Origin of the sequence: Streptomyces sp. NPDC001137 (assembly GCF_040298885.1) — a bacterium.
Taxonomy (GTDB): Bacteria; Actinomycetota; Actinomycetes; order Streptomycetales; family Streptomycetaceae; genus Streptomyces.
Genome location: NZ_JBEPBA010000001.1, coordinates 597325 through 624106 on the forward strand (window position 1 = coordinate 597325; position 26782 = coordinate 624106).

At 71.1% G+C, this 26782-nt stretch carries 26 protein-coding genes; 16 read left to right on the top strand and 10 right to left on the bottom strand.

Going from position 1 to position 26782, the window contains the following annotated elements; all coding sequences use genetic code 11:
• Positions 1-23: 23 nt before the first annotated feature.
• Positions 24-635, bottom strand: a complete 612-nt coding sequence (locus ABT254_RS02815; RefSeq protein ID WP_351462730.1) for an FMN reductase — start codon at positions 633-635, stop codon at positions 24-26.
• Entirely contained in the window at positions 632-1723 is a 1092-nt protein-coding gene (locus ABT254_RS02820; RefSeq protein WP_351462732.1) for an LLM class flavin-dependent oxidoreductase, read from the bottom strand. Before ABT254_RS02820 ends, ABT254_RS02815 begins: the two co-directional genes overlap by 4 nt.
• A gap of 105 nt (positions 1724-1828) precedes the next feature.
• Between ABT254_RS02820 and ABT254_RS02825 the strand changes: the two genes are divergently transcribed.
• Positions 1829-2635, top strand: coding sequence for a DUF6597 domain-containing transcriptional factor (locus ABT254_RS02825; RefSeq protein WP_351462734.1), 807 nt, complete (start codon positions 1829-1831; stop codon positions 2633-2635).
• 46 nt (positions 2636-2681) lie between these two features.
• A complete protein-coding gene (locus tag ABT254_RS02830; RefSeq protein WP_351462736.1) occupies positions 2682-4088 on the top strand; it encodes an MFS transporter in 1407 nt (468 codons plus the stop codon).
• 7 nt (positions 4089-4095) lie between these two features.
• Here the strand turns inward: ABT254_RS02830 and ABT254_RS02835 are convergent, their stop codons facing one another.
• Positions 4096-4986 carry an NADP-dependent oxidoreductase gene (locus tag ABT254_RS02835; protein WP_351462738.1) on the bottom strand — a complete coding sequence of 297 codons (891 nt, stop codon included), beginning with the start codon at positions 4984-4986 and terminating at the stop codon, positions 4096-4098.
• 130 nt (positions 4987-5116) lie between these two features.
• Between ABT254_RS02835 and ABT254_RS02840 the strand changes: the two genes are divergently transcribed.
• On the top strand, positions 5117-5518 hold the full coding sequence (locus ABT254_RS02840; RefSeq protein ID WP_351462740.1) for a winged helix-turn-helix transcriptional regulator: 402 nt from the start codon (positions 5117-5119) through the stop codon (positions 5516-5518).
• Between the two features lie 96 nt (positions 5519-5614).
• On the opposite strand, the gene ABT254_RS02845 is transcribed toward ABT254_RS02840, so the two are convergent.
• Together ABT254_RS02845 and ABT254_RS02850 are read right to left on the bottom strand one after the other, a co-directional pair.
• The gene (locus ABT254_RS02845) at positions 5615-6088 is read right to left on the bottom strand and encodes a MarR family winged helix-turn-helix transcriptional regulator (protein ID WP_351462742.1); all 474 of its coding nucleotides are present in this window, start codon (positions 6086-6088) and stop codon (positions 5615-5617) included.
• A 61-nt stretch (positions 6089-6149) separates the two neighbouring features.
• Complete coding sequence (locus ABT254_RS02850; RefSeq protein ID WP_351462744.1) at positions 6150-6614, bottom strand: hypothetical protein; 465 nt, start codon at positions 6612-6614, stop codon at positions 6150-6152.
• 119 nt (positions 6615-6733) lie between these two features.
• Here ABT254_RS02850 and ABT254_RS02855 point away from each other — a divergent pair, with 119 nt between their 5' ends.
• The 4 genes from ABT254_RS02855 to ABT254_RS02870 are packed head-to-tail and all read left to right on the top strand — an operon-like array spanning position 6734 to position 9334.
• Complete coding sequence (locus ABT254_RS02855; RefSeq protein WP_351462746.1) at positions 6734-7072, top strand: YnfA family protein; 339 nt, start codon at positions 6734-6736, stop codon at positions 7070-7072.
• Between the two features lie 53 nt (positions 7073-7125).
• Entirely contained in the window at positions 7126-7899 is a 774-nt protein-coding gene (locus ABT254_RS02860) for an SDR family NAD(P)-dependent oxidoreductase (RefSeq protein WP_351462748.1), read from the top strand.
• Positions 7899-8051 carry a hypothetical protein gene (locus ABT254_RS02865; protein ID WP_351462750.1) on the top strand — a complete coding sequence of 51 codons (153 nt, stop codon included), beginning with the start codon at positions 7899-7901 and terminating at the stop codon, positions 8049-8051. The genes ABT254_RS02860 and ABT254_RS02865 overlap by 1 nt, the downstream gene beginning before the upstream one ends.
• Before the next feature lie 17 nt (positions 8052-8068).
• Positions 8069-9334 (top strand): GNAT family N-acetyltransferase, encoded by a 1266-nt coding sequence (locus ABT254_RS02870; RefSeq protein WP_351462752.1) that lies wholly within the window; start codon positions 8069-8071, stop codon positions 9332-9334.
• A gap of 60 nt (positions 9335-9394) precedes the next feature.
• On the opposite strand, the gene ABT254_RS02875 is transcribed toward ABT254_RS02870, so the two are convergent.
• A complete protein-coding gene (locus tag ABT254_RS02875) occupies positions 9395-10588 on the bottom strand; it encodes an RtcB family protein (protein WP_351462754.1) in 1194 nt (397 codons plus the stop codon).
• Positions 10589-10792: 204 nt separating this feature from the next.
• On the opposite strand from ABT254_RS02875, the gene ABT254_RS02880 reads away from it, so the two are divergent.
• From ABT254_RS02880 to ABT254_RS02890, 3 genes are all read left to right on the top strand, one after another.
• A complete protein-coding gene (locus ABT254_RS02880) occupies positions 10793-11626 on the top strand; it encodes a DUF3558 domain-containing protein (protein WP_351462756.1) in 834 nt (277 codons plus the stop codon).
• 135 nt (positions 11627-11761) lie between these two features.
• Positions 11762-12655, top strand: coding sequence for a DUF3558 family protein (locus tag ABT254_RS02885; RefSeq protein ID WP_351462757.1), 894 nt, complete (start codon positions 11762-11764; stop codon positions 12653-12655).
• A gap of 167 nt (positions 12656-12822) precedes the next feature.
• Entirely contained in the window at positions 12823-14097 is a 1275-nt protein-coding gene (locus ABT254_RS02890; RefSeq protein WP_351462758.1) for a DUF2637 domain-containing protein, read from the top strand.
• Between the two features lie 57 nt (positions 14098-14154).
• On the opposite strand, the gene lysS is transcribed toward ABT254_RS02890, so the two are convergent.
• Positions 14155-15903, bottom strand: coding sequence for a lysine--tRNA ligase (gene lysS / locus ABT254_RS02895; protein WP_351462760.1), 1749 nt, complete (start codon positions 15901-15903; stop codon positions 14155-14157).
• 163 nt (positions 15904-16066) lie between these two features.
• Here lysS and ABT254_RS02900 point away from each other — a divergent pair, with 163 nt between their 5' ends.
• Entirely contained in the window at positions 16067-18403 is a 2337-nt protein-coding gene (locus ABT254_RS02900; RefSeq protein ID WP_351462762.1) for a PA14 domain-containing protein, read from the top strand.
• A gap of 102 nt (positions 18404-18505) precedes the next feature.
• Positions 18506-20269 carry an arginine--tRNA ligase gene (gene argS, locus ABT254_RS02905; RefSeq protein ID WP_351462764.1) on the top strand — a complete coding sequence of 588 codons (1764 nt, stop codon included), beginning with the start codon at positions 18506-18508 and terminating at the stop codon, positions 20267-20269.
• Positions 20270-20344: 75 nt separating this feature from the next.
• Here the strand turns inward: argS and ABT254_RS02910 are convergent, their stop codons facing one another.
• Complete coding sequence (locus ABT254_RS02910) at positions 20345-20785, bottom strand: peptidoglycan-binding domain-containing protein (protein ID WP_351462766.1); 441 nt, start codon at positions 20783-20785, stop codon at positions 20345-20347.
• 301 nt (positions 20786-21086) lie between these two features.
• Between ABT254_RS02910 and ABT254_RS02915 the strand changes: the two genes are divergently transcribed.
• Together ABT254_RS02915 and ABT254_RS02920 are read left to right on the top strand one after the other, a co-directional pair.
• The gene (locus ABT254_RS02915) at positions 21087-21869 is read left to right on the top strand and encodes a peptidoglycan-binding protein (protein ID WP_351462767.1); all 783 of its coding nucleotides are present in this window, start codon (positions 21087-21089) and stop codon (positions 21867-21869) included.
• A complete protein-coding gene (locus ABT254_RS02920; protein WP_351462769.1) occupies positions 21866-22726 on the top strand; it encodes a helix-turn-helix domain-containing protein in 861 nt (286 codons plus the stop codon). The genes ABT254_RS02915 and ABT254_RS02920 overlap by 4 nt, the downstream gene beginning before the upstream one ends.
• Here the strand turns inward: ABT254_RS02920 and ABT254_RS02925 are convergent.
• Complete coding sequence (locus tag ABT254_RS02925) at positions 22707-23546, bottom strand: class I SAM-dependent methyltransferase (RefSeq protein WP_351462771.1); 840 nt, start codon at positions 23544-23546, stop codon at positions 22707-22709. The two genes, ABT254_RS02920 and ABT254_RS02925, sit on opposite strands and share 20 nt — an antisense overlap.
• An 88-nt stretch (positions 23547-23634) precedes the next feature.
• Here ABT254_RS02925 and ABT254_RS02930 point away from each other — a divergent pair, with 88 nt between their 5' ends.
• Entirely contained in the window at positions 23635-24222 is a 588-nt protein-coding gene (locus ABT254_RS02930) for a TetR family transcriptional regulator (RefSeq protein ID WP_351462773.1), read from the top strand.
• 44 nt (positions 24223-24266) lie between these two features.
• Positions 24267-25043, top strand: coding sequence for a DUF4253 domain-containing protein (locus ABT254_RS02935; RefSeq protein WP_351462775.1), 777 nt, complete (start codon positions 24267-24269; stop codon positions 25041-25043).
• A gap of 192 nt (positions 25044-25235) precedes the next feature.
• On the opposite strand, the gene ABT254_RS02940 is transcribed toward ABT254_RS02935, so the two are convergent.
• Positions 25236-26462, bottom strand: a complete 1227-nt coding sequence (locus ABT254_RS02940; RefSeq protein WP_351462777.1) for an aminotransferase-like domain-containing protein — start codon at positions 26460-26462, stop codon at positions 25236-25238.
• Between the last annotated feature and the right edge of the window lie 320 nt (positions 26463-26782).

Sequence of the window (26782 nt, forward strand, 5' to 3'; positions counted from 1 at the left end):
CACGAGCAACCCGGCGCTCCCTCCTACCGTCCTCTCACTGAAGGGGCGGACAGTGCGGCAAGCTGCTCGGCGAACGGCACCACCTCGAAACCGTCCGTCCTGGTCGGCGCCTTCGCCGCCCGCGACAGGCCGCTCATCAGACCGGCCAGCTCCTCCGCCGCCCGTTCGATCCGCCCGTCCAGGCCCTCCGCGCCCCACTCCTCCGACGCGGCGTACACCCCGGTGGGGACGACCACCGCGCGCAGGTGGGCGAAGAGCGGACGCAGCGCGTGCTCCAGCACCAGGGAGTGCCGGGCCGAACCGCCGGTCGCCGCGATCAGCACCGGCCTGCCCGTCAGCGCGTCCTTGTCGAGCACGTCGAAGAAGGACTTGAACAGCCCGCTGTACGAGGCCGAGAACACGGGGGTGACGACGATCAGCCCGTCCGCCTGCGTCACGGCGTCCAGCGCGGCGGCGAGTTTCCGCCCCGGGAACCCGTTGGTGAAGTTGTGCGCGATCTCCACCGCGAGGTCGCGCAGCTCCACGACCTCGATGTCGACCGGGGTCTGCCGGCCCACGGCGGCGGCGAGCCGGTCGCCCAGCAGCCGGGTGGACGACGGGACGCTCAGCCCCGCCGAGACGACGACGAGCTTCATACGGCGGCCTCCTCCTTCTCCGCGGCGGCCTTCAGCGACGCGTGCGTCGGCGCCTCCGGCACGTCCGCCGGACGCCCGGCGGCGAACTCCTTGCGCAGCACCGGCACGACCTCCTCGCCCAGCAGGTCGATCTGCTCCAGCACGCTCTTCAGCGGCAGCCCGGCGTGGTCCACCAGGAACAGCTGGCGCTGGTAGTCGCCGGCGTACTCCCGGAAGGACAGGGTCTTCTCGATCACCTGCTGCGGAGAGCCGACGGTGAGCGGGGTCTGGTCCGTGAAGTCCTCCAGGGAGGGCCCGTGGCCGTAGACCGGCGCGTTGTCGAAGTACGGCCGGAACTCCCGCACCGCGTCCTGCGAGTTGTGCCGCATGAACACCTGGCCGCCCAGGCCCACGATCGCCTGCTCGGGGGTGCCGTGCCCGTAGTGCGCGTACCGGGACCGGTACAGCTCGACCATCCGCTTGGTGTGGTCGGCCGGCCAGAAGATGTTGTTGTGGAAGAAGCCGTCGCCGTAGAACGCGGCCTGCTCGGCGATCTCCGGCGAGCGGATCGAGCCGTGCCAGACGAACGGCGGGACCCCGTCCAGCGGGCGGGGCGTGGAGGTGAAGCCCTGCAGCGGGGTGCGGAACTTGCCCTCCCAGTTCACGACGTCCTCGCGCCACAGCCGGCGCAGCAGGGCGTAGTTCTCGATGGCGAGATTGATGCCCTCGCGGATGTCCTGGCCGAACCACGGATAGACCGGTCCGGTGTTGCCGCGGCCCATCATCAGGTCCACCCGGCCGTCGGCCAGGTGCTGGAGCATCGCGAAGTCCTCGGCGATCTTCACCGGGTCGTTGGTGGTGATGAGAGTCGTGGAGGTGGACAGGATCAGCTTCTCGGTCCGCGCGGCGACATAGCCGAGCATCGTGGTCGGCGACGAGGGCACGAACGGCGGGTTGTGGTGCTCTCCGGTCGCGAAGACGTCGAGGCCGACCTCCTCGGCCTTCAGCGCGATGGCGACCATGGCCTTGATGCGCTCGCGCTCGGTCGGCGTACGCCCGGTGGTCGGGTCCGGCGTGACGTCGCCGACGCTGAAGATCCCGAACTGCATGGTCGCTCAACCTCCAAGTTGTTGACTGTTCAACTATAGCCGCTCAACGGTCGCCCCGGCCCCCTTATTCCGGCGATTGTCAGTGCCCCGTCCTACGATCCCGACATGGCCGCCCCACGCCGTGACACCCGAGGCATCGTCGGCGCCGCGGACTTCCTCGCCCGCGTGGACTTCCGCCGCCCGGACCCCGCCGAGCCGCTGCGCCGCCATGTCGAGCACTACTGGCTGATCGACTGGGACCTGGACGAGCCGTACGTCTCGCACGTGGTCCCGCACCCCGCGGTCCACATCGTCTTCCAGCAGTTCGCGGACCAGGAGCCGTTCGTCGAGGTCGCCGGCGTCCAGCAGGGGCTGTTCGCGCAGAAGCTGGAGGGGCGCGGCCGGGTGTGCGGCATCAAGTTCCGGCCCGGCGGCTTCCGCCCCTTCGCGCCCGGACAGGCCGTGAGCGAGTGGACGGGCCGGCGGGTGCGCTCCCCCGAGGCCTTCCCGACAGCGGATCTCGCGGCCGTCCTCGCCCCGGCCGACGAGACCGCCCGGATCGCCGCCCTCGACACCTTCCTGCTCTCCCTCTCGCCCCGCCCCGACCCCCAGGCCGACCTCGCGACGACCCTGGTCGAGCGCATCCGCACCGACCGCACCATCCGCCGCGTCGCCGACTTCGCCCGCGCCGAGGGCGTGTCCGTACGGCTGCTGCAGCGGCTGTTCGCCGGGTACGTCGGCGTGGGCCCGAAGTGGGTCATCCTGCGCTACCGCATCCATGAGGCCCTGGAGCACGCGGAGACGGATCGCGAGGTGGACTGGGCGGCCCTGGCGGCCGACCTCGGCTATGCCGACCAGGCCCATCTGGTGCGGGACTTCACGGCGACGGTCGGGGTGCCGCCCACCGCCTACGCCGCCAGAACCGCCGGCTAGCGAAATCCCCTTGACGCCCGGCGGCGCACTCCGCATATTTATCTGCGTGACGCAGATTCTTCTTAACGCAGCGGATAGTCCTCCGCTCTCCACCCGTGCCCGCTGGGCCGTCCTCGCCGTCGTGCTCGCCGCCGACGTCCTCGACCTCCTCGACGCGACGATCACCAACATCGCCGCACCCACCATCACCCGGGACCTCGGCGGCGGCGCGAGCCTCGTCCAGTGGCTCGGCGCCTCCTACGCCCTCGCGCTCGGCGTGCTGCTGGTGCCCGGCGGACGGCTCGGCGACAAGTACGGCCGCCGGCGGCTGTTCCTGACCGGCCTCGCCGGCTTCGTCGCCGCCTCACTGGCCTGCGGGCTCGCCCCGAACCCGACCTCACTGGTCCTCGCCCGGCTGGTCCAGGGCGCCTTCGGGGCACTCGTCATCCCGCAGGGCTTCGGCATCCTCGGCGCGACCTGGCCGCGCGAGGAGATCGGCAAGGCGTTCAGCCTCTTCGGGCCGGTCATGGGCCTGTCCGCGGTCGGCGGGCCGATCCTCGCCGGCTTCCTCGTCGACGCCGACCTCGCGGGCCTCGGCTGGCGCCCCATGTTCCTGATCAACCTGCTCCTCGGCGGCGCCGCCCTGCTCGCCGCCGCCCGGCTGCTCCCCCGCGACACCGGCGCCCCGTCCCTCTCCGTGGACGTCCCGGGTGCGGCCCTGCTCGGCGGCGCGATGCTCGGCCTGCTCGGCGGGCTCATCGACGGCTCGGCGTCCGGCTGGACGCCCCGCCCGCTCGCCCTGCTGCTGCTCGGTCTCGCCCTGTTCGCCGCCTTCTGCCACCGCCAGCGCACCGCCGCCGAACCCCTGATCCGCCCGACCCTGCTCCGCAACCGCGGCTTCACCTCGGGCCTGATCCTCGGCGTCCTCGCCTTCGCCGCGGTCGCCGGCCTCCTCTACGTCGTCTCCCTCCACCTCCAGCGGGGCCTCGGCCGCTCCCCCGCCGGCACCGCACTCGGCCTGATCCCGCTCTCCGCGGGCATCGTCCTCGCGTCCATCGCCTGCTACCGGCTGATCCACACCCACGGCCGACGGCTCGTCGTCGCCGGACTGCTGATGATCCTGGGCGGCTGCGGCTGCCTCGCCCTCCTGACCGAAGGGTCCGGCTGGGCCCTCGTCCCACCCCTCCTGCTGACCGGCCTCGGCATGGGCACCTGCTTCGGCACGGTCTACGACGTCACCATCGGCGACATCGCCCCCGAGGAGGCCGGCAGCGCGAGCGGCTCCCTCAACGCGGTGCAGCAGCTCGCCAACGCGGTCGGCGCGGCAGCCGTGACCACCGTGTACTTCAAGGCGGTCGGCGGCGGCGAGACCCACGCCCTCCTGGTGAGCCTCGCCGTGGTCGCCGCGGCCGTCGCCCTGTGCCTGCCGCTCGTACGACTGCTGCCGCGCAAGGCACCCCAAGGGGACCACTAGGCAGGACCTACGGGACGAGAACCAACCGGCCGCGCACCCCGCCGTCCGCCAGGCGGGCGTGCGCCTTCGCCGCGTCCTCCAGGGCGTACGTCTCGGCCACCCGCAGCGTCAGCACGCCCGCGTCCACCAGCTCCGCCAGCTCGGCCAGCCGCGCCCCGTCGGCGCTCACCTCCACCGCACCGGTCCGCACACCGCGCACGGACGCCGGGGCCGCCTGCGGGATGACGCCGACGTACGCGCCCCCGTCCCGCACCCACTCCAGCGCCGCCTCGCCGAGGACCGCCGCGTCCAGCACGGCGTCGACGCTCCCCGCCCCGACGGCACCGGACGTGAAGTGCGCGGCCCCCAGGGACCGTACGAGCTCCTCGTCGTCCTCCCTGGCCAGCGCGGTCACGGCCACCCCCCGACGGGCGGCGAGCTGGACGGCGAACCCGCCGACCGCACCCGCGGCCCCCGTCACCAGCAACGACTGCCCCGGCGCCAACTCCAGCAGATCCAGGGCCTGTACGGCGGTCAGGGCGTTCAGCGGCAGCGTCGCCGCGTGCACGGCGTCCACCGTGGCCGGCGCCTTGGCCACCGCGTCCGTGTCGACGACGACGTACTCGGCGTGCGTGCCCAGCGGCTTCACCATGCCGTAGTCCAGCGCCACCACCTCGTCGCCGACGCTCCACGCGGTGGCCACTCCCGTCGCGTCCACGGTCCCGGCGACGTCCCAGCCGAACCCGATCTGCTTGCCCGCACCCCCGAAGGCACCGGCCCGCACCCCCGCGTCCACCGGGTTCAGCGCGGCCGCGGCGACCCTGATCCGCACCTGCCGGGCCGCCGGCTCCGGCACCTCCACGTCCACGACCTCCACGGCCTCGGGCCCGCCGAACGTCCTCACCACTGCAGCACGCATGGTCATTGCTCCCGTAAGACTCTTCACATCGTTTTGTTTGGTTCCGCTGTGCGTGCAACAACCCTAGGAAGAGTTACTATCCATGAGGAAGTAGTTACCTGGAGGTGCCTACCTCACCGGGAGGAGAGCCATGGCGACCATGACCGCGGCCCAGAAGCGCGAGCAGGCCCGCGTGGAGTACGACGCGTTCCTCCGCGCCTGCCCCACCAACCAGCTGCTCGACCGCCTCAGCGACAAATGGGTCAGCCTCGTCCTCGCGGCCCTCTCCTCCGGCCCCATGCGCTACAGCGACCTCAGCCGCAAGATCGCGGGCGTGAGCCCCAAGATGCTGACGCAGACACTGCGTTCACTGGAACGCGACGGCATCCTCACCCGCACCGTCACCCCGTCCGTACCGGTCCGCGTCGACTACGAACTCACCGAACTCGGCGGCAGCCTCGCCCAGTTGCTCACCGCCGTGAAAACCTGGGCCGAAACCCACTTCGACGAGGTCCACGAGGCCCGCGAGCGCTACGACACCGAGAACACGTAGACATCAGCCGCCGCCGCGGCGCGGAACGACGGGGGCCCTCCCGGGGAGGGGGGTGTTCCGGGCCCGGCGACGCCGAGCCGATCCGCCGGACAGGCCCTAGACCTCTCCCGCCCGCAGCCGAGCCACCTGCTGCGCGCTGAACTCCACCGTGCGCCGCATGTGCCCGATGACCACGGCGAGTTCGGCGTCGTCCAGCTCCTCGAAGAGAGCGGACCAGCCGCCGCCCAGCCGGTCCCACATCCGCCCGAACTCGGCGATCCGCTCCGGCACGGTCGCCACCAGCACCCGCCGCCGGTCCTGCGCGTCCCGCTCCCGTACGACGTAACCCGCCTTCTCCAGCCGGTCCACCAGCCGCGTCGCCGAACCGGTCGTCAGACCCGTCATCTCGGCGATCCGGCCGCTGGTCACCGGCCCGCCCTCCAGCGTCAGCAGATTCAGGCACTGAAGATCCGTGGGGTGCAGCCCCAGATGGTCGGCCACGGCCTGGTTGAAGAGGGCGTACGAGGCCATGTAGCGACGCGAGACACCGGCCAGCTCGTCGAGCAGCCGCTCCCGCACGTTCCCGGCCATGCCCCGCTCCTCTTCGCCCCGCTTCATCTGCGCCGTGCAGGAATCGTACGACCCGGCCTCCCTAGAAGGAGTACTCGTCCCCGGTGGCGAGCACCAGCACCCGCTGCCGGTCGTTGTGCCGATGACGGTCGACGGCGCCCCCGTTCCACGCCGTGTCGATCTCCACCCGCACCTCGGACGGCGCACCCCGCAGCCGAACCCGCAACCTGATCTGCCGGGCCACGGACTTCGCGGCCAGCACCCCCACCCGGCACAGCATCACCCGCTCCCCCGACCGCACACACCCGGCCGGCAGCGCCTGCTTGTTCACCGGCGCCGCCGACCAGCGCAGCCGCACCGTCGCGTCCGGCACCGCGGACGGCCCGTAATTGCGCGTCATGAGCCGCAGGTCCACGCGGCCACCGGACATGGCGACGACACCGTGATACGCCAGATCCGCCTCGGGAGCGCCGACGGCACCGCCCGGCACAGCAGCCGCCATCACCAGGGCGGCAGCCCCGACCACAGGAACCCGCATCCTCCGCATACCGCCACTCCTCACTCCACGCAGTCGTACGGATGTATCCCACGCGGAGCACGCGGCAGGCGCCGTCCAACAGGTGACAGCACGGCCGGCCACGGCGGCAGACATGCCAAGCTGCAGGCATGCTCGTCGCCCGCTCCGCCGCCCTCTTCGTCCTCGCCGCCCTCTTCGAGATCGGCGGTGCCTGGCTGGTCTGGCAGGGCGTACGGGAACACCGCGGCTGGCTGTGGATCACCGGCGGCATCCTCGCCCTCGGCGCCTACGGCTTCGTCGCCACCTTCCAGCCCGACGCCCACTTCGGCCGCATCCTCGCCGCATACGGAGGCATCTTCGTGGGCGGCTCGATCCTGTGGGGCATGGTCGCCGACGGCTACCGCCCCGACGGCTGGGACATCACGGGCGCCCTGGTGTGCCTGGCCGGCATGGCTCTCATCATGTGGGCACCGCGCAGCGGCGGCTGAGCCTCACCTACGCTGGACGGAGCCGACCGCCGACCCAACACCAGGAGCACCGCATGGCCCCCGCACCGTCCGCCGCCTCCCGCATCGCCGTCGTGACGGGTGCCAGCAGCGGAATCGGCGCCGCCACCGCCCGGCAGCTGGCCGCGGCCGGCTACCGGGTCGTCCTCACCGCCCGCCGCAAGGACCGCATCGAGGCACTGGCGGAGGAAATCAACGCAGCCGGCCACCAGGCCACGGCGTACCAGCTCGACGTCACCGACCGTACGGCCGTCGACGAGTTCGCCACCGCCTTCAAGACCATCGGCGTCCTGGTCAACAACGCGGGCGGCGCACTCGGCGCCGACCCGGTCGCCACCGGCGACCCGGCCGACTGGCGCGCGATGTACGAGACGAACGTCATCGGCACCCTGAACGTCACCCAGGCCCTGCTCCCCAAGCTGGTGGCGAGCGGCGACGGCACAGTCGTCGTCATCTCCTCCACCGCCGGCCTCGGCACCTACGAGGGCGGCGCGGGCTACGTCGCCGCCAAGCACGGCGAGCACGTCCTCGCCGAGACCCTCCGCCTGGAGATCGTCGGCCAGCCCGTCCGCGTGATCGAGATCGCCCCCGGCATGGTCAGGACCGACGAGTTCGCCCTCACCCGCTTCGGCGGCGACCAGGCCAAGGCGTCGAAGGTCTACGAGGGCGTCGCCGAACCCCTCACGGCCGACGACGTCGCGGACACCATCACCTGGGCCGTCACCCGCCCCCACCACGTCAACGTCGACCTCCTGGTCCTCCGCCCGCGCGCGCAGGCCTCCAACACGAAGGTCCACAGGGAGCTGTGATGGCGGAAGACGCCGAGCGGGAGGCGGAGCAGCAGCGCCTGCGGCTGGAGAAGAAACGCGAACGCTACGTCTGGTACTACCTCGCGTACTTCCTCTTCGGCATCCACATCGTGGCCTTCGTGATGATCTACGCGGTGCTGCACGCCAAGTAGGCATAGGGTCACAGCCTGTGGACCGACACATAGCTTTCGACGCGCTGCACAACTTCCGCGACCTGGGCGGCTACACGACCCCGGACGGCCACCGCATCCGCCCCGGACGCCTGTACCGCGCCGACTCCCCGGGCAAGCTGACCGAGGGCACACAGGACTGGGACCGCTTCCTCTCCCTCGGCATCCGCACGGTCATCGACCTGCGCCACCCCTGGGAGGCGGAGGCGCGCGGGCGCGTCCCCTCCCACTCCTCCTTCGCGTACCACAACCTCAGCATCGAGCACCGCGCCTACGAGCAGGCGGTCCAGGCCCCCGACGTCGACCCCGGCCCGTACCTGGCGGAGCGCTACATGGAGGTGGCGGAGGACGGGGTGAAGGAGATCCGCAGAGCCCTGGAACTGGTGGCGGAGTCGGCGGAATCGGACACCCCGCTGGTCTTCCACTGCGCGTCGGGCAAGGACCGCACGGGCCAACTCGCCGCGCTGATCCTGACGTTGCTGGGCATCCCGGAAACAACCATCATCGAGGACTACAGCCTCACCGAACTGGCCGCCCCGGCCATCCTCGCCTCCTGGAAGGCGAGAAACGACGGCCGCGAACCGACCTGGCCGGGCTTCGGCCGGGCCCCGCAGCAGGTGATGCGCACCTTCCTGGCGGCCATGAAGCAGCGCTACGGCTCTCTGGAGGACTACATCACGCGGGAACTGTCCCTGGACGCAGAGGCGTTGGCGACCACCCTCCGCACGGCCCTCCTGGAACCCCGGCCCACGACCTCGCCGCCCCTCACCTACCGCAAGGCCACCCCACCCGACGCCCGCACCCTCGTCCGCCTCCGCGACTCGGCCGCGCTCTGGCAACTGGCCCGGGGAATCGACCAGTGGAAGCCGGGCGAGAAGGACGAGACCCACTTCCGCACGCGCATGCAGGAGGGCGAGGTCTGGCTGGCCCACGCGGGCGGCCACCTGGCCGGCGCCTGGGAACTCTGGTGGGAGGACGAGGCCGCCTGGGGCCCCCGCCCCGCCGACGCGGGCTACATCCACCGCCTGATGACCACCCCGCACACGGCCCCACCGGGCGCGGGCCGCCGGATGCTGGCGGAGGCGGAGTCCCGCATCGCCGCCACAGGCCGCCCCTACGCCCGCCTGGACTGCCTGGCCGCCAACCCGCGGCTGCGCGCGTACTACGAGTCGGCGGGCTACAGGGTCGTAGGCGAACAGCGGGCGAAGGACGGCGGGTTGGGGAGCCCGTATGCGGTGACGCTGCTGGAGAAACAGCTCCACTGACCAAATGAGGGCCCGAGCCATCCGGCTCGGGCCCATGGGCGCGCACGGCAGTCGGCCGCGTCAACCCTTCACGCAGACGACCTGCTTCAGCTTCGCCACGACCTCCACAAGGTCCCGCTGCTGGTCGATGACCTGCTCGATCGGCTTGTAGGCGCCCGGGATCTCGTCCACCACGCCGGAGTCCTTACGGCACTCGACGCCCCGCGTCTGCTCCTCCAGGTCCTTCGTCGAGAACCGCCGCTTGGCCGCGTTGCGGCTCATACGCCGACCCGCGCCGTGCGAGGCCGAGTTGAAGGCCTTCTCGTTGCCGAGGCCCTTCACGATGTACGAACCCGTGCCCATGGAGCCAGGGATGATTCCGTACTCGCCGGAGCCCGCGCGGATCGCGCCCTTGCGGGTCACGAGCAGGTCCATGCCGTCGTAGCGCTCTTCGGCCACGTAGTTGTGGTGAGCGCTGATCTCGGGCTCGAAGGTCGGCTTCGCCTTCCGGAACTCCTTGCGGATCACGTCCTTCAGAAGCGCCATCATCAGGGTGCGGTTGTACTTCGCATACTCCTGCGCCCAGAAGAGGTCGTTCCGGTAGGCCGCCATCTGCGGGGTGTCCGCCACGAAGACAGCGAGGTCACGGTCGACGAGGCCCTGGTTGTGCGGGAGCTTCTGGGCAACGCCGATGTGGAACTCGGCGAGTTCCTTGCCGATGTTCCGCGACCCCGAGTGCAGCATCAACCAAACAGAACCGGTTGTATCCGTGCATACTTCGACAAAGTGGTTGCCGCTTCCGAGCGTACCCATCTGCTTTTCGGCGCGCTCGTGACGGAACTTGACCGCTTCGGCGATCCCGTCGAACCGCCCCCAGAAGTCGTCCCACCCGCCGGTGGCGAGCCCGTGGAACCGCCCCGGATCCACGGGATCGTCATGCATCCCCCGCCCCACCGGAATGGCCTGCTCGATCTTCGACCGCAGCCGCGACAGATCCCCCGGCAGATCATTGGCGGTCAGCGACGTCTTCACCGCCGACATCCCGCACCCGATGTCCACCCCCACCGCCGCAGGACAGACAGCCCCCTGCATGGCGATGACGGACCCGACCGTCGCCCCCTTCCCGTAATGCACGTCCGGCATCACGGCCAGCCCCTTGATCCACGGCAGTGTCGCGACATTGCGGAGCTGCTGGAGGGCCACGTCCTCGACCGTCGTCGGGTCGGTCCACATGCGGATCGGGACCTTCGCGCCCGGCATCTCTACGTACGACATATCGTCCTCATTCCCCCGAAAACATGACAGAAGTCTTAGATCGCAAAACCGGCGCCAAGGTCGATGAAAAAGGACAACGGACCGGCGTCCACGGCAGTGCGTGCGATACACATTGTCTCCAGTGGACGCCCCCGCGCGGCAAGCGATTAACCAGCGGGGACACTGGAGCAACGGCACAGAGCCACCGTCGAGAGGAGCCCGACCGTGCAGCGGAAGGCGTACGTATCCGGCGTCGCCGCGCTCCTCGTGGCGCTGCTGGCCGGCTGCACGGGCGGTTCGGGCGGCGGCGGTGCGACGGATGACGCGAATCCCGGTAACGCCGGTACGGCGAGCGTCGTGGCGCAGCCGGGCAAGTACCGCACGCTGCCCGGGCCGTGCAGTGCGGTGAGTCAGGACACGCTCGATTCGCTGTTGCCCGGCATCAAGCAGATTGCCGATGCGGACCAGCGGGAGAAGGCGTACGAGGGTGAGGCCACGCTCGCGTTCGACAACGACCGCAAGGCGGGCTGCCGGTGGAAGGTGGACTCGACGACCGCGACCGACCGGCTGCTGATCGACTTCGAGCGTGTCGTCTCCTATGACAACTCGGTGAGCGACGACACGCAGGCGCAGGAGTTGTTCGCGGAGAAGGAGACGGCGGCCGACCTGCCGGAGCCGACGAGTTCGCAGAGCGGTTCCGGCTCCGCTTCCACTCCCACTGCCGGCTCCAGTGCCAGTTCCAGCGCCAGTGCCAGTTCCTCGGCGTCCGCCTCCCCTTCCGATTCCGAGTCGGCTTCCTCGTCCGCGACCCCGGCCAGTCTTCAGCCCCGGACTCTCGACGATCTCGGTGACGAGGCGTTCCTGGACGACGCTCTGAGTGGCTCGGGTTCGACGGCCCGGCAGCGCACGGTGACTGTGGTGTTCCGCACGTCCAACGTCATGGTGACCATCGAGTACGAGGAGCAGCCGGCTGCTGTCGGCGTTGTGCCGGACAGCAAGGAAATGCAGGACAGGGCCCGGAATCTGGCTGCGCAGCTGGCGGACACGCTGGGTGGTTAGGGGGCTCTGGGGCGCCTCGGGCGCCCCTTCGTCATGCTGACGAAGCGGAAGCACACAGTTTCCTCACCGCGTACGGTGGCTCCTCGGACCCGATCCGCCGACCTCAGGAACCACAGCGTCATGAGTGAAGGAACCATGCAGCGACCAGCAGAGCGAGACCAGCGCAACCGGCGAGAGCAGCAGGCGAGGCGGTCAGGCCGTCTGCTTGTGGGCGCGGTCGCAGTCCCCGTGATGGTGTTCGCCGTCGGCTGCTCCTCGGACTCCGGCTCCGGTGACGGGGGGAGCAAGGGCGCGAGCCCCGGTGACACGGCGGCGGCGACCGCGAGTACGGCGCCGACGGTGCAGGCGGCGGCGTACAAGAAGTTGCCGGATTCGTGTGGGGTGCTGTCGAAGAAGACGCTGACCTCGCTCGTGCCGAAGGGCGTGAAGTCCGGCAAGGCGGGCAAGTCCGGTGATACGGCGACGCGGGCGAGCTGCTCCTGGAGCAGCCTGGACAACAACGGTGTGAAGGGCTCGCAGTTCCGCTGGCTCAATGTGTCGCTGCTGCGCTTCGAGTCGGATGCCTCGCGTGGCGCGGGCGACCAGTTGGCGCACGCGTACTTCGAGAAGCAGGTGAAGGACGCCCAGGGCGCTCAGGGTGCGAAGAACCTGAAGACGCAGCCGGTTGCCGGGACGGGCGCCGAGGCGACGCTGGTGCGTTACGACCTGAAGAAGAAGGAAGGCGCCTTCAAGCAGCAGACGGTGGTGGCGCGCGTCGAGAACGTGGTGATCACGCTGGACTACAACGGTGCGGGTCTGGCTGGTGAGAAGACCCCGGACGCGGACGATCTGGTGAAGGTCGCGGAGGCGGCGGCCAAGGAGGCGGTGGCCTCGGTGGCGGCGGCGAACGGTGACGGCGGCGCGGCCACGGGTGGTGGTGCGGGCACGGCGAAGCCCTCGCCGTCCGGGTCGGCGTCGAAGTCGGCCTCGGCGTCTCCTTCGAAGTCCGCTTCGGCCTCTCCCTCCTCCTCAGCGTCCAAGAAGAGCTGACTGTCACATCTGGGCCGCGTGTGGACGCCAACTCGCAGCTCAGCACCGTTTTTTGATGGAGCCCGGCCCACTGCGGGGGTCGGGCTCCACCCGTTCCGTTACCTCGTTCGGCGTACACATGTGCCACTCTGTTGCGCGCAACAGCACGCAATGGGAGGGGAGTACGGGTGGCCGCGCCACTGCAGCTGACTCGGATGCACCGGATTCTCATCGGCGTGGTCGTGACCGGCGCGGTGATCATCGCCGGCATCGGCTTCGCCGGTTCGTATGCGGCGGTCCGTGAGTTGGCCATCAAGAAGGGTTTCGGGAACTTCTCGTATGTCTTCCCGATCGGCATCGACGCGGGTATCTGTGTCCTGCTGGCCCTGGATCTTCTCCTGACGTGGATCCGTATACCGTTCCCGCTGCTGCGTCAGACGGCGTGGCTGCTGACGGCGGCGACGATCGCGTTCAACGGTGCGGCGGCCTGGCCGGACCCGTTGGGTGTGGGGATGCACGCCGTGATCCCGGTGCTGTTCGTGGTGGCGGTGGAGGCGGCCCGCCATGCCATCGGCCGTATCGCGGACATCACGGCGGACAAGCACATGGAGGGTGTCCGGCTGACGCGGTGGATGCTCTCGCCGATTCCGACATTTCTGCTGTGGCGCCGGATGAAGCTGTGGGAGCTGCGCTCCTACGAGCAGGTGATCAAGCTGGAGCAGGAGCGGCTGGTCTATCAGGCGCGGTTGCGTTCGCGCTTCGGGCGGGCGTGGCGGCGTAAGGCTCCGGTGGAGTCGCTGATGCCGCTCAGGCTGGCCCGGTACGGGGTCCCGCTGGCGCAGACGGCTCCGGAGGGGCTGGCGGCGGCGGGCATCGAGCCGGCGTTGCTGCCGCCGGCGCCGCAGCCGGTTCCCGTGGCGGTTCAGGAGGTGGCAGCGCCCGCACCCCACCGCGAGGTCGAGGCGGCGCCCGCCGCGCAGTACGCGCCGGAGCCCGAGCCCGATCGCAGCCAGTGGCTGCACGCACGGCACCCGCAGCAGGTCGAGTACCACGGCGACTACGACCCCACGTACGACCCGGAGCAGTACGCCCAGTGGTTCGACGAGCAGCAGCAGGCCGAGCACTATCAGCAGGAGCAGTTCCGGCAGGAGCAGTTCCCGGAGCAGCCGGTGTATGAGGAGCCCTCTCCGGAGGAGACGGGCAGCTTCCCGATTCCGGCCGGCCCGGGGCGCACCCGTGAGCTCGGCGAGGGCGGTGGCCCGCCGGAGCCGGACGAGGACGCGTACTACCAGGTCTTCCGTGAGTCGATAAAGAGCGGGAACGGGGCGCCCACTCCTCGCGGGTTCATCGCCGATGTGGAGGCGACGTACAACGTCACGCTTCCGCAGCGTGAGGCCGAGCAGATGGTGAATCGCTTCTCCAACCGGCTCAACGCGGAGCTGGCGGAAGAGCACATCGCATAGGCGTGTCGCATGAGAAAGCGCCCGGTGCCGTGCGGCACCGGGCGCTTTCTCATGGCGTCACTCCCCGAGCAGGACCCGTACCCGCTCCTGCCCGACCGCCAGGAGCAGCGTGGGCAGTCGCGGACCCGTGTCCCGGCCGACCAGCAGGTGGTACAGCAGGGCGAAGAAGGTCCGCTGGGCGGTCTTGATCTCCGGCGGGAGTTCCTTGGGCGTGGCGTCGGCCGGGAATCCGGCCTGCACCTTCGGCACGCCGTAGACGAGGTGGGTGAGCCCGTCGAGCGACCAGTGGTCGGCGAGGCCGTCGGTCAGCAGCCGCAGGGACTGCTGGGAGGCCTCGTCGAGGGACTTGAGGAGTTCGGCGTCGGGTTCGTCGCGCACGATGGTCCGCTGGTCGGCGGGGACGTGCGTGTTGATCCAGGCCTCCGCCTTGTCGTAGCGCGGGCGGACCTCGTCGAGGGAGCCGAGCGGGTTGGCGGGGTCCAGTTCGCTCAGGATCCGCAGGGCCTGGTCCTCGTGGCCGGCGGTGATGTCGGCGACGGAGGCCAGGGTCCGGTACGGCAGCGGGCGGGTGGTCTTCGGCAGTTCGCCGCCGGCGGTGCGCACGGCGCGCGAGTGGGCCGCGACGTCCGCCGGGAGGGCCGACCCGTCGGCGACCTTGGCGTCGAGCTTGTCCCACTCGTCGTAGAGGCGCTGGATCTCCTGGTCGAAGGCGATCTTGAAGGACTGGTTGGGCTTGCGCCGGGCGTACAGCCAGCGCAGGAGCTGCGGCTCCATGATCTTCAGGGCGTCGCCGGGGGTGGGCACGCCGCCTCGCGAGGAGGACATCTTGGCCATGCCGCTGATGCCCACGAAGGCGTACATCGGCCCGATGGGCTGCTTGCCGCCGAAGATCCCGACGATCTGTCCGCCGACCTGGAAGCTGGATCCCGGGGAGGAGTGGTCGACACCGCTCGGCTCGAAGATCACGCCCTCGTAGGCCCAGCGCATCGGCCAGTCGACCTTCCAGACCAGCTTGCCGCGGTTGAACTCGTTCAGCCGGACGGTCTCGGAGAAGCCGCAGGCGGTGCAGGCGTAGGTCAGCTCGGTCGTCTCGTCGTCGTAGGAGGTGACCGTCGTCAGGTCCTTCTCGCAGTTGCCGCAGTAGGGCTTGTACGGGAAGTAGCCCGCGGAGCCGGACGAGCCGTCGTCCTCGCCGGCGGCTCCGGAGCCCTCGGCGGCCTCCAGTTCGGCCTCGTCGACGGGCTTCTGCTGCTGCTTGGGCTTGGCCGGGGCCTTCTTGGTGCGGTACTGGTCGAGGATCGCGTCGATCTCGGCGCGGTGCGCGACGGCGTGCAGGATCTGCTCGCGGTACACGCCGGAGGTGTACTGCGCGGTCTGGCTGATGCCGTCGAACTCGACGCCCAGCTCGGCGAGCGACTCGATCATGGCGGCCTTGAAGTGCTCGGCCCAGTTGGGGTGCACGGACCCCTTCGGGGCGGGCACGGACGTCAGCGGCTTGCCGATGTGCTCGGCCCAGGCCTCCTTGTCGACCCCGGGGATGCCCTCCGGCACCTTGCGGTAGCGGTCGTAGTCGTCCCAGGAGATCAGGTGCCGGACCTGGTACCCGCGGCGCCGGATCTCGTCGGCGACGAGGTGCGGGGTCATGACCTCGCGGAGGTTGCCGAGGTGGATCGGACCGGAGGGGGACAGGCCGGACGCGACGACGACAGGTTTGCCGGGGGCCCGGCGCTCCGACTCCTCGATGACGTCATCCGCGAAACGGGAGACCCAGTCGGCGGTCTCGGTGCTCTGAGCCACGATCGGCACGTCCTTCTTTCTGTTCTGGTACGCCGTGGAGACACGTCCTCGGGGCCGTGCCGGTGCGCCTGCGCCGACGGGACCCGCCACCCATTGTCACCCGCGCCCGTCCCTGCCGGAAACGGATTGGGTCGCCGTACAACCCCCGGGGCCCCACGGCAGTCCTCTTGCCGTGATCACAGACAGATTCCGGGCCGGGCTGCGCGTGGGTGCGGCCGGACTCGCGATGACCTTGCCGACGGCCTGCGTCCTCCTCGCGGCGCCCGCCGCCGAGGCGGCCACGACCTGCGGCGACACCACGTTCAAGCGCACCTTCTACACGAACACCTCGTTCTCCGGCACGCCGAAGAGGACGGACTGCGACACCACGATCGACCAGTCCTGGTCGGGCGCCGCGTTCTCCGGGATGCCCACGAACTATTTCGGTGTCCGCTGGTCGCTCACCCGCGACTTCGGTTCGGGCGGTTGTTTCACCTACCGTCTGTCCGGCACGGACGGCCTGCGGCTGTACGTGGACGGGGTGCGGAAGGTGAACAAGTGGACCGACACCGGTGACTCCGGCAACAGCGTCCCGGGCATGTTCTGCATCGGCTCGGGCAGCCACACCGTGCGCGTCGACCACGTGAACTGGACGGGCTCGTCCCGGGTGAAGTTCACCTGGCCCGCCTCCTCCGACAGCAAGCCGCCGCTGGCCCCGACGGGCATCACCACCACGTACGACGCGGCGACCGGCAAGGCGAGCGCCGGCTGGAAGAAGAACCGGGAGCTGGACATCTCCCACTACCGGGTGCGGGTGGAGACCCCCGCGTCCGGCGTGGCCTCCTGGACGACCACCGGCACCACCGCCGCGTACACCCCGCCGAAGGACGGCCAGAAGTACCGGTTCTGCGTCCAGGCCGTCGACAAGTGGACGAACTACGGCGCCACCGCCTGCGGCCCGTACGTCAGCACACCGGACCGGACGGCACCTGGGGTACCGGCCGTGAACGCCTCCGACGTCTCGGTGTCGGTGACCGACGGTCACGAAGGCAGCGACGGCACCACGCCGATCCCGCGCGTCAACGTCTGGCTGGGCCAGGTACAGCCGTCCGACGGCCCCGTCTTCACGCTGTGGCGCGCCACGGCGGCGGCGGGCCCGTTCACGAAGGTCGCCGCCCTGGACCTGCGGCAGACGCCGGGTGAGCAGTACCTGTACGACGAGACAGCCGCCGAGAAGCAGACGTACTACTACGCGGCCACGGCCACCGACGCCGCGGGGAACACCTCGGCGCGCTCCACGCCGGTCGCGGTGACCACGCCGGACGTGGCGGCGCCGGGCGCCGTGAAGGGGCTCGCGGCGAAGGCGGACACCGACAAGGTCGCGCTGACCTGGGCCGCGCCGTCGGACGACGCGGTGCGCTGGCAGGTCTACGGTGCGGACGGCGGCGCGGAGTCGGTCCTCCTGGGCACCGCCACGGCCGCCGCGTACGAGGACACGACGGCGCGGCCGGGCGTCACCCGCACCTACAAGGTGTACGCCGTCGACGCGGCCGGTCACCGCTCCGCACCGGTGACGATCGCCTCCCGGCGCCAGGTGGCGCCCGCCGTGCCCGTCTATCTGAAGCCGGACGCGAACGGCCGGCCGGAGCTGCGCTTCCGGGTCGCGGCGGACAACGACCACAGCGGCGGCTTCCGGGTCTACTCCGGCAGCAGCGCCTCCACGGTCCGCACCACCCTGCGCGCCTGCGCACCGGAGGAGATCCTCAGTACCGATCTGTACGTCGAGTACCGCTGCATTCTCACCGACTTCGGCGACTCGACCGACCGGTACATCACGGCGCTCGCCGTGGCGGCGAACGGCGTGACCTCGACGGAATTCAAGGCCGTGCAGTACGTGGACACCGTGGCGCCGCCCGTGCCGTCCGGTTTCACCGCCACGCCGCAGCCGTGGGGCACGACCCTGCGGTGGGACGCCTCGACCGCCGCCGACGTGCGGGCCTACTGGCTGAGCGTGGGCACTCCCGAGACGGTCGACGGGGTGCGCACCTGCGGGGCGGACACCACGGTGACCCTGGCGGGCGGGGCCACGTCCTACGAGGACACCTCGGGGCTGCCGGACGGCGAGGAGCGCTGCTGGGAGCTGCGCGCGGTGGACGGCTCGAACAACTACACGGACGGCGTCACCGTCTTCGCGACCGAGCAGGACACCCGGCCCTCCGAGGCGACCGCGCCGGGTTCCCCGGTGACCGGCCTGGACGCGGCGGAGAACGCCGGTGACGCCGTCCTGAACTGGGACTCCGTCGACGGTGCCACCGGCTACCGGGTCTACCGCTGGGACCGCGCCACGGGCTCGTACGAGCGGATCGCCGAGGGGGCGCTGCCGAACCCGTACTCGGACGCGTTTCACACGTACCGCGACGAGAACCCGCCGTCCGGCACCGCCGCCTACTACCGTGTGACGGCCGTGTACGCGGACGGCACCGAGTCCGCGCCGGCCCTCGCGGCCGTGGCGCTGGCGCCCACGGCCTGACGCGCCGCCGGGGGCGGGCGGTAATGCGGGCGACCGCCCGTCCGCCCCCATGGGACACTGGAGGGGTTTTCGTACTCCTACGAGCGGAACGGCATCCACTCCATGGCCTCGGTCACGTCCCTCACGTCCTCCGTCCACCAGCGTCTCGCCGACGCCCTGGTCACCGCCCTCCCCGAGGCCGGTGCGGGCGCGGACCCGCTGCTGCGACGTAGCGACCGGGCCGACTTCCAGGCCAACGGGATCCTGGCGCTGGCGAAGAAGGCGAAGGCGAACCCGCGGGAGCTGGCGACCCAGGTCGTCTCCCACATCGTCACCGGTGAGGGGCTGATCAAGGACGTCGAGGTCTCCGGGCCCGGCTTCCTCAACATCACCATCTCGGACCGGGCGATCACGGAGACGCTCGCGGCGCGTGCCGCCGACGGCGAGCGGCTCGGTGTGCCGCTGAAGGAGAACCCGGGCATCACGGTCGTCGACTACGCGCAGCCGAACGTGGCGAAGGAGATGCACGTCGGGCATCTGCGGTCGGCGGTGATCGGTGACGCGCTGCGCGGCATGCTCGACTTCACCGGCGAGCAGACGATCGGCCGGCACCACATCGGCGACTGGGGCACCCAGTTCGGCATGCTCATCCAGTACCTGTTCGAGCACCCCGGCGAGCTTGCCCCGGCCGGCGAGGTCGACGGCGAGCAGGCCATGTCGAACCTGAACCGGGTGTACAAGGCGTCGCGTGCGGTCTTCGACGCGGACGAGGAGTTCAAGGAGCGCGCCCGCAAGAGGGTGGTCGCCCTCCAGTCGGGCGACAAGGAGACCCTCGAGCTCTGGCAGCAGTTCGTGGACGAGTCGAAGGTCTACTTCTACTCGGTCTTCGAGAAGCTGGACATGGTGATCCGTGACGAGGAGATCGTCGGCGAGTCCGCGTACAACGAGGGCATGCCCGAGACGGCCCGCCTCCTGGAGGAGATGGGCGTCGCGGTGCGTTCCGAGGGCGCGCTCGTCGTGTTCTTCGACGAGATCCGGGGCAAGGACGACAAGCCGGTCCCGCTGATCGTGCAGAAGGCCGACGGCGGCTTCGGCTACGCGGCCTCCGACCTGACCGCGATCCGCAACCGCGTCCAGGAGCTGCACGCGACGACGCTGCTGTACGTCGTGGACGTGCGCCAGTCGCTGCACTTCAAGATGGTCTTCGAGACGGCCCGGCGGGCCGGCTGGCTGAACGACGGCGTCACCGCGCACAACATGGGCTACGGCACGGTGCTGGGCGCGGACGGCAAGCCGTTCAAGACGCGTGAGGGCGAGACCGTACGGCTGGAGGACCTGCTCGACGAGGCGGTGCAGCGGGCCGCCGAGGTGGTCCGGGAGAAGGCGCAGGACCTCACCGAGGACGAGATCCAGGAGCGGGCCGCGCAGGTCGGCATCGGTGCGGTGAAGTACGCGGACCTGTCGACGTCGCCGAACCGGGACTACAAGTTCGACCTGGACCAGATGGTGTCGCTGAACGGCGACACGTCGGTGTATCTGCAGTACGCCTACGCCCGTATCCAGTCGATCCTGCGCAAGGCCGGGGAGACGAAGCCGGCCGCGCACCCGGAGCTGGGGCTCGCCCCGGCGGAGCGGGCGCTGGGCCTGCACCTGGACGCGTTCGGGGACACGGTCTTCGAGGCGGCCGCGGAGTACGCGCCGCACAAGCTGGCCGCGTACCTGTACCAGCTGGCTTCGCTGTACACGTCGTTCTACGACAAGTGCCCGGTGCTGAAGGCCGAGACGCCGCAGCAGGTGGAGAACCGTCTGTTCCTGTGCGACGTGACGGCCCGGACCCTGCACCAGGGCATGGCGCTGCTGGGGATCAGGACGCCCGAGCGGCTCTGAGGCCCGTACCGGCCGACGTACCGCGGCCCGCCCTCTCGGTGGAGAGGGCGGGCCGCGGTCGTTCGGGTGCGGGCGTCAGATGCCGTTGGCGAACCGCTTGAACGCGGCCTTGGTGCCCGATCCGGCGTCGCCGTCGATGTCGCCGGTGTAGCCCCAGGAGTCCTTCAGCAGGCGCTGGAGCGCCTTGATGGTGTTGGGGCCCGGGTCTCCGTCGATCGTGTCGTTGTAGCCCCAGTAGGTGTGCAGGCAGCGCTGGAACGCCTTCCAGCTGTTGGTGCCGAGCTCTCCGTCGATGCCGTCGTTGTAGCCCCAGTACGTGTGCAGCCAGTTCTGGACCTTCTTGGCCTCCGTGGAGGTCAGGCCGAAGTTGTGCGTCGCCCGGATGGTGACGGTGTGGGCGGTGGTGGCCGAGGCCGGCGCGGCGAAGCTGGTGCCCGCGGTGGCCAGGCCGCCGGCGGCGAGTCCGACCACGGCGGCGGCGCTGACGAGTGTCCTGGCCAAGGCGTTCGATCGCATGCTGGTCCCTCTCGGGTCGTGGTGTGTGGTGCCGGGGACGAGACTGCGGGGCGGGCGGCGGGGGCCGCCATGGTTGCCGCGGAAGTGACGACCTCGCGGGACGTCCCGCACTCTGACCTGCGGGGACATGGGGTGGGGCGACGGTGCGGAGGGACGGCTGTCGACGGGTGGTGGCCGATTGTGCATGGGTGCAGGACGCAGGTTCCGGTGCGGTCCTGGGGATGCTGGTGCAGAATGCGGCACGGGGTACAGGGGCCACTGACCACGGCCGCTGTTCATGAACGCGTGGGGGGACCACACCATGTCGCGTTGGAAAGCGCTGCCTGCGGAACTCGATCCGCGTGTACGGCAGTTACTGGTGCGCCTGCGCCGGCTGAAGGACCACAGCGGGCTGAGCGTGCGTCAACTGGCGGCGCGCACGGGGTACAGCCCGAAGTCGTGGGAGCGGTATCTGGGCGGCCGTTCGCTGCCGCCGCGGGAGGCCGTGGAGGCGCTGGCCCGGATCGGCGGCGAGGACCCGACCCGGCTGCTCGCGCTGCACGAGGTCGCCGCCGAGGCCTGGGGGAACCCGCGCGGCGCGGTTTCCGTACCGGAGACGGCGGTCGTTGAAACCGCCGTGCCAAAGCCGGAGATCCTGTCGGCGGAGCCCGGCGCAGGCATGCTGTCGTTGCGCGTCGCGCTCGTCGCGGGGGCGGTGGTCCTGGTGCTGGCCGTGTCGTCGGCGGTGCTGGTGACCATGCGGCTCATGGACCACCGCGGCGGCACGGCGGCGGGGACGACGACCACGGTCACCTTGTCGGCGGGGACGTCGGCGCCGTCGTACGCCTGCCATGTGCAGCAGGTCGACGGCCGCTGGTACGCGGGCAACAGCCGTACCCGGACCGCCACGGTGGGGTACGGCGACTCCGGGCCGGCGGTGGCCGAGGTGCAGTGTCTGCTGCGCCGGGCGGGCATCTCGCCGGGCGGCATCGACGGCATGTTCGGCCCGCTGACGCAGCGCGCGGTCAAGACCTTCCAGAAGCGGGCACGGGTCGATGTGGACGGAACCGTGGGCCCGGACACCTGGAAGGCGCTGCGCGGATGACCCCGGAACAGGCCCGACTGGCGGCTGCGCTGAGGGAGTTGAGAACGCGCACCGGTCTGAGCCTGGCGGCTCTCGCGGCGAAGACGGCGTTCAGCAAGTCGTCCTGGGAGCGCTATCTCAACGGCAGGACGCTGCCGCCGCGCTCGGCGGTGCAGGAGCTGTGCCGGCTGGCCGGTGAACCGGAGGGCCGGTGTCTGGCGCTGTGGGAGATCGCGGAGTCGGAGTGGAGCGGGCGGGCGTCGCAGGCGGATCGGTCGGATCGGGCGGATCGGGCGGATACGCCTGTGCAGGCTTCGCTACCGGTCGCGTCCCCGGCCGCGGGTCCCGTGCCGCCTCCGGATCCGCCGGGGGCCTTCCGGCGCGGTGGTCACCGGGGTGCGGCAACCGTGGCGGTGCTGGCGTCGGTGTGTGCCGTGGCCGTCGGCGCCGTGGCGGTCGCGCTGCTTCTGCTGCCGCGCCAGCACGGCGAACCGCGCCCGGCCGCCGCGACCACCTCCGCTCCGGGACCGCACTGCCGGGGTTCGTCCTGCGAGGGCAAGAGCCCGATCGACATGTACTGCGCCACCACACCGGACACGATCGCCACCCATCACACGGCCGCCGGTGCCTGGCTGGAGGTGCGCCACAGCAAGGAGTGCGGGACGAGTTGGGCCCGGATGTGGGGCACGCGGATCGGCGACCGGCTCGAACTGACGGCGGGCGGCCGGGTCCGCGCCGCCGAGGTCGGCAACGCCGTCGACGCGGACAACTTCGTCTACACCCCGATGACGGTGACCCGCCCGGGAACGGCCCTCCGCACCTGTTTCCGGCCGGCGAAGAGCCGTGCGGAGGAGTGCTTCACGTCCGTCGTGCGGTGACGGCCATGGTGGCGTACGGCATGGTGATGCTGCCGCCGCGGGCGTCGATGGCGCTCCCGGCGGCCTCCAGGACCTCGGCGAGCGCCGCGGCCGGGAGGCGGGTGAAGGCGCCCTGGGTGGGCATGACGTCCAGCCAGGCGTCACGGGTGTAGGTGAACTCCCAGTCGTACCGCCACTGTTCGGGTTCACCGAAGCAGCCGGCCGCGCGGATCCCGTCGGCCGCCTTGTCGAGGATGGTCCGGTACGGGACCGCGGCGGGCCGGGTGAGGGCCGCGCGGAAGTCGAACGGCGAGTCGGGCATGACGCGTTCGCAGGCGTCGGCGACTGCTTCGGTCAGGTCGGCCGGGAGCAGGGCCACGTTCCAGAAGACGGACAGCACCCCGCCGGGCCGCAGGGCGCCCGCCGCCTTCGCGGCCCCCGCGACGGGGTCGATCCAGTGCCAGGCGGTCCCGGCGACGACGGCGTCGAACCGCCGCCGCCCCGGCTCCCATTCCTCGAACCTCGCCACGTCCACCGTCACGCCGGCGTCCGACCGCCGGGCCACTTCGGCCATACGTGCGTCGGGCTCGACCCCGAGCACGCTGCACCCGGCGGCGGTGAACTGCCGGGCGGCGATGCCCGTGCCGCAGCCGACGTCGAGGATGTCGGGGCCGGGGCTCGCGGCGACGATCCGCGCCACCAGGGCGTCGGGGTAGCGGGGCCGGGCCCGGTCGTATCGCTCGGCGTCGCCGCCGAACGACTCCGCGATGTCCCGGCGCTGATGGGGCTGGTTCTCGGCGGGGGAGTCCTGGGCAGATGGCGAGGACGGTAAAGTGGGCATGCGCCCACTATGAGTGGGCGCGCGCCCACTCGTCAATGGGCACCCGTCCATGGGCATTGCGCCCACTCGTGCCGTGACAGGGGGCGGTATGCCGACTGGTGTGGCCATCCGCGACCCACGCCGGCAGCTCTTCGACGCCGCCGAGCGCATCCTGCTGCGCGCCGGTCCGACCGGCTTGACCAGCAGGGCGGTGACGGCGGAGGCGGGCTGCGCGAAGGGGGTTCTGCACCGGCACTTCGCGGACTTCGACGCGTTCCTGGCCGAGCTGGTGCTGAACCGTATCCGCCGGCTGGCGGACCTGGATGCGGCCCTCCGCGAGGCCGCCGGGACGGGCACGGTCGCCGGCAACCTCATCGAGGCGCTGACGGACCTGTTCGACGCGGTGGCGATCGCCGTCGTGGGCCTGGTGATCACCCGGGACGAACTCCGCGCCCGTCTGCGCGCGGCCGGTTCCAGCGGCATCCCGCTCATGACGGAGGCGTCGGCGATGCTCACGGGCTACCTCGCCGCCGAGCGCGACCTTGGCCGCGTCGCGGCGGACGCGGACGTCGGCCTTCTCGCCGCCACCCTGCTGGGCGCCGCACACCTCCTGTTCGCCGACCGGGAGGCGGGGCCGCCGGACCGGGCGGCGGTGCACGGGACGGTGGCGACGGTCGTCGGGGGCGCCCTGCGGTGACGGCCGCCCGGGGATTGTCAGTGGCTGCCCCTACAGTCACTGACATGGCGACTCTTCCCAACCCCCTGCCGCGTCTCGCGTCCCTCGGCCTCGAACTCCCGCCGGGCGTACTGGTCGACGCGACCGACGACGGGCCGTGGCATGAGCCGTTGCTGTGGCTGACCGACGGCCGGGCGGTGCCCGGTGCCCTGGCCGCGCTCCAGCACTCGGCACCGGCCGCCGGACTGCTCCCGGTGGTCCTCGATGTCGGTGCCGGTCACGGCGGGCCGGAGCAATGGGAGTTGATGCCGGGTGAGATGTCCTACCCCGGGGATCACGACGCCGAGGAGGTGCTGGAGGAACTCTGGTACGAGTGCGCGGAGGACGGCGCCGACTGGCCGGGCCCGGCCGTCGGCCGACTCGTTGCCGCCGGCGCGGACCCCGAGTCCGTCGCCTCCGCCGTCGTGGACTCCCTGCTCGACGGCGGCGGCCCCCTCAAGGAGCCCCGTCTCGCCCTCGTCCCCGCCCGCCGCAGCGCCGACATACCCGCGGCGATCGGCTGGATGGGCCCCGCGAACCACGAGAACGACGTGGCCCGGCTCTGCGCGGTACTCCGCTCCTGGGAGGACCGCTTCGGCATACGGGTCGTGGCGCTCGGCTTCGACCAGCTGACGGTGTCCGTCGCAGCGCCGCCCACCACTCTCGCCGAGGCGGAGGCCGTCGCCGCCGAGCACTTCGCGTTCTGTCCGGACAACTTCCTCCAGGGCGCGGACACCACCCTGGCCGCCTATGCCGAACACCAGCTCCTCAACCAGCCGGCCTGGCACTTCTGGTGGGACTGACGGTCCGTCGCGGCCGGGTCCGGTGGTGGGCGCACCGGTCCGGCCGCGGCGTGAGGGCTGTCTTCAGACGCCGAGAGCGTGGTGAAGGAGGAGAGCCAGACCGGTGAGCAGAGCAGCGAGAACCATTCGAGACCTCCATGTACGAAATGTGACGTTTCTGCCGTTCTCAATAACGTCACATTCCCACCCGCGTTACGGGCGTGATCCAAACGGGAGGGCCTGGTCCCGCAGCCCCTCCCCCAGCCTCCCGAGCCCCTCCCGGATCTCTTCCGGCGTCTGCGTCACAAAGCACAGCCGCAGGGTCGAGCGGTCGGGCTCGCCGGCGTAGAAGGGTGCGCCGGGAACGTACGCCACGTCGTGCCGCACCACTCGCGGCAGCAGCGCGGTGGTGTCGTACGGCTCCGGGAGGCGGGCCCAGAGGAACATGCCGCCCTCGGGCCGGGCCCAGGCCGAGCCTTCGGGAAGCGCCTCGGGCAGCCCGGCGAGCATGGCGTCCCGGCGCTCGCGGTAGACGCCCGCGACCCGCGCCACATGGGCGTCCAGGTCACGGTCCGCCAGGTACCGTGCCGCAGCCAGCTGGTTGAGGGTCGGGGTGTGCAGGTCGGCGGCCTGCTTGGCGACGACACAGGCGCGCCGCAGTTCCCCGGGCGCCCGCAGCCAGCCGAGCCTGAGGCCCGGCGCCATGACCTTGGAGAAGGAGCCGAGCAGCACGGTCCGGTCGGCCGCCTCCTCGTTGGAGGCGATCCACGGCACCCGTTCGCCCTCGAAGCGGAGTTCGCCGTAGGGGTCGTCCTCGACGATCCACAGCCCCCGGCGGGCGGCCACTGCCGCGACGGCGGCCCGGCGGCCGGCCGGCATGGTGCGGCCGGTCGGGTTCTGGAACGTCGGCACGGTGTACAGCAGCTTGGGGCGCTCCCGCACCACCAGTTCCTCCAGGGCTTCGGGGTCGACGCCCTCGCCGTCGCCGGGCACGGCGACCACCCGCGCGCCCGCGAACGCGAAGACCTGAAGTGCCGCGAGATAACAGGGGCTTTCGACGAGGACGACGTCCCCGGGCTCCAGCAGCGCCGTGGCCAGCAGGGACAGCGCCTGCTGCGAGCCGGTGGTGACCAGGATGTCGTCGGCGTCCGTGGGCAGCCCGCGGGCCGCCGTCCGCGCGGCGAGCGCACCCCGCAGCGTCGGCTCGCCCTCGGTCGTGGAGTACTGCAGGGCCTGCGCGGACGCCTGCGACAGCACCGCCCCGAAGGCCTCCGCGACCCCCTGCGCGTCGAACAGCTCCGGCGCCGGCAGGCCTCCAGCGAAGTTGATCACCTCGGGGCGGGCGGTGACGGCGAGGATGTCCCGTACCGGCGAACCGCCGATCGACCGGGCCCGCGCGGCGAGCGGCGGGACGGGGGCAAAGGCGGGTGCGACGGTCATGGCGCGACTCCTTCGGCTGCGGTGACGGCGGCTCGTGACCGCAGCCTAGGGATGTACGTGCCCTCTACAAGCAGGTTTTCGCGATACGGACGACCCCTCGAAGCGTCCCGTACCGAGCCCGTGGGACGCGATGTCCCCGCAGGTCAGAGGTAATCCCCCGGCTCCGGCGTCCCGAATCGTCCGCAGACTGTGGCGGGCGGAGCCGATCACCGCTCAGGCTGGAATCCCCAGCCCACCGCCCACGGAAGGCCCGTACCACCATGCCTGCCCGAGCCCCCCGCACCCGTCTTCTCGCCGCCACCGCCCTGGTACTCGCCGCG

Excerpts from the sequence above, each read along its gene's own strand:
- ABT254_RS02815 (WP_351462730.1), bottom strand. The coding sequence starts at position 635 with ATGAAGCTCGTCGTCGTCTCGGCGGGGCTGAGCGTCCCGTCGTCCACC.
- ABT254_RS02820 (WP_351462732.1), bottom strand. The coding sequence starts at position 1,723 with ATGCAGTTCGGGATCTTCAGCGTCGGCGACGTCACGCCGGACCCGACC.
- ABT254_RS02825 (WP_351462734.1), top strand. The coding sequence starts at position 1,829 with ATGGCCGCCCCACGCCGTGACACCCGAGGCATCGTCGGCGCCGCGGAC.
- ABT254_RS02835 (WP_351462738.1), bottom strand. The coding sequence starts at position 4,986 with ATGCGTGCTGCAGTGGTGAGGACGTTCGGCGGGCCCGAGGCCGTGGAG.
- ABT254_RS02840 (WP_351462740.1), top strand. The coding sequence starts at position 5,117 with ATGGCGACCATGACCGCGGCCCAGAAGCGCGAGCAGGCCCGCGTGGAG.
- ABT254_RS02845 (WP_351462742.1), bottom strand. The coding sequence starts at position 6,088 with ATGGCCGGGAACGTGCGGGAGCGGCTGCTCGACGAGCTGGCCGGTGTC.
- ABT254_RS02850 (WP_351462744.1), bottom strand. The coding sequence starts at position 6,614 with ATGCGGAGGATGCGGGTTCCTGTGGTCGGGGCTGCCGCCCTGGTGATG.
- ABT254_RS02855 (WP_351462746.1), top strand. The coding sequence starts at position 6,734 with ATGCTCGTCGCCCGCTCCGCCGCCCTCTTCGTCCTCGCCGCCCTCTTC.
- ABT254_RS02860 (WP_351462748.1), top strand. The coding sequence starts at position 7,126 with ATGGCCCCCGCACCGTCCGCCGCCTCCCGCATCGCCGTCGTGACGGGT.
- ABT254_RS02865 (WP_351462750.1), top strand. The coding sequence starts at position 7,899 with ATGGCGGAAGACGCCGAGCGGGAGGCGGAGCAGCAGCGCCTGCGGCTG.
- ABT254_RS02875 (WP_351462754.1), bottom strand. The coding sequence starts at position 10,588 with ATGTCGTACGTAGAGATGCCGGGCGCGAAGGTCCCGATCCGCATGTGG.
- ABT254_RS02885 (WP_351462757.1), top strand. The coding sequence starts at position 11,762 with ATGCAGCGACCAGCAGAGCGAGACCAGCGCAACCGGCGAGAGCAGCAG.
- argS (WP_351462764.1), top strand. The coding sequence starts at position 18,506 with ATGGCCTCGGTCACGTCCCTCACGTCCTCCGTCCACCAGCGTCTCGCC.
- ABT254_RS02910 (WP_351462766.1), bottom strand. The coding sequence starts at position 20,785 with ATGCGATCGAACGCCTTGGCCAGGACACTCGTCAGCGCCGCCGCCGTG.
- ABT254_RS02915 (WP_351462767.1), top strand. The coding sequence starts at position 21,087 with ATGTCGCGTTGGAAAGCGCTGCCTGCGGAACTCGATCCGCGTGTACGG.
- ABT254_RS02920 (WP_351462769.1), top strand. The coding sequence starts at position 21,866 with ATGACCCCGGAACAGGCCCGACTGGCGGCTGCGCTGAGGGAGTTGAGA.
- ABT254_RS02925 (WP_351462771.1), bottom strand. The coding sequence starts at position 23,546 with ATGCCCACTTTACCGTCCTCGCCATCTGCCCAGGACTCCCCCGCCGAG.
- ABT254_RS02930 (WP_351462773.1), top strand. The coding sequence starts at position 23,635 with ATGCCGACTGGTGTGGCCATCCGCGACCCACGCCGGCAGCTCTTCGAC.
- ABT254_RS02935 (WP_351462775.1), top strand. The coding sequence starts at position 24,267 with ATGGCGACTCTTCCCAACCCCCTGCCGCGTCTCGCGTCCCTCGGCCTC.
- ABT254_RS02940 (WP_351462777.1), bottom strand. The coding sequence starts at position 26,462 with ATGACCGTCGCACCCGCCTTTGCCCCCGTCCCGCCGCTCGCCGCGCGG.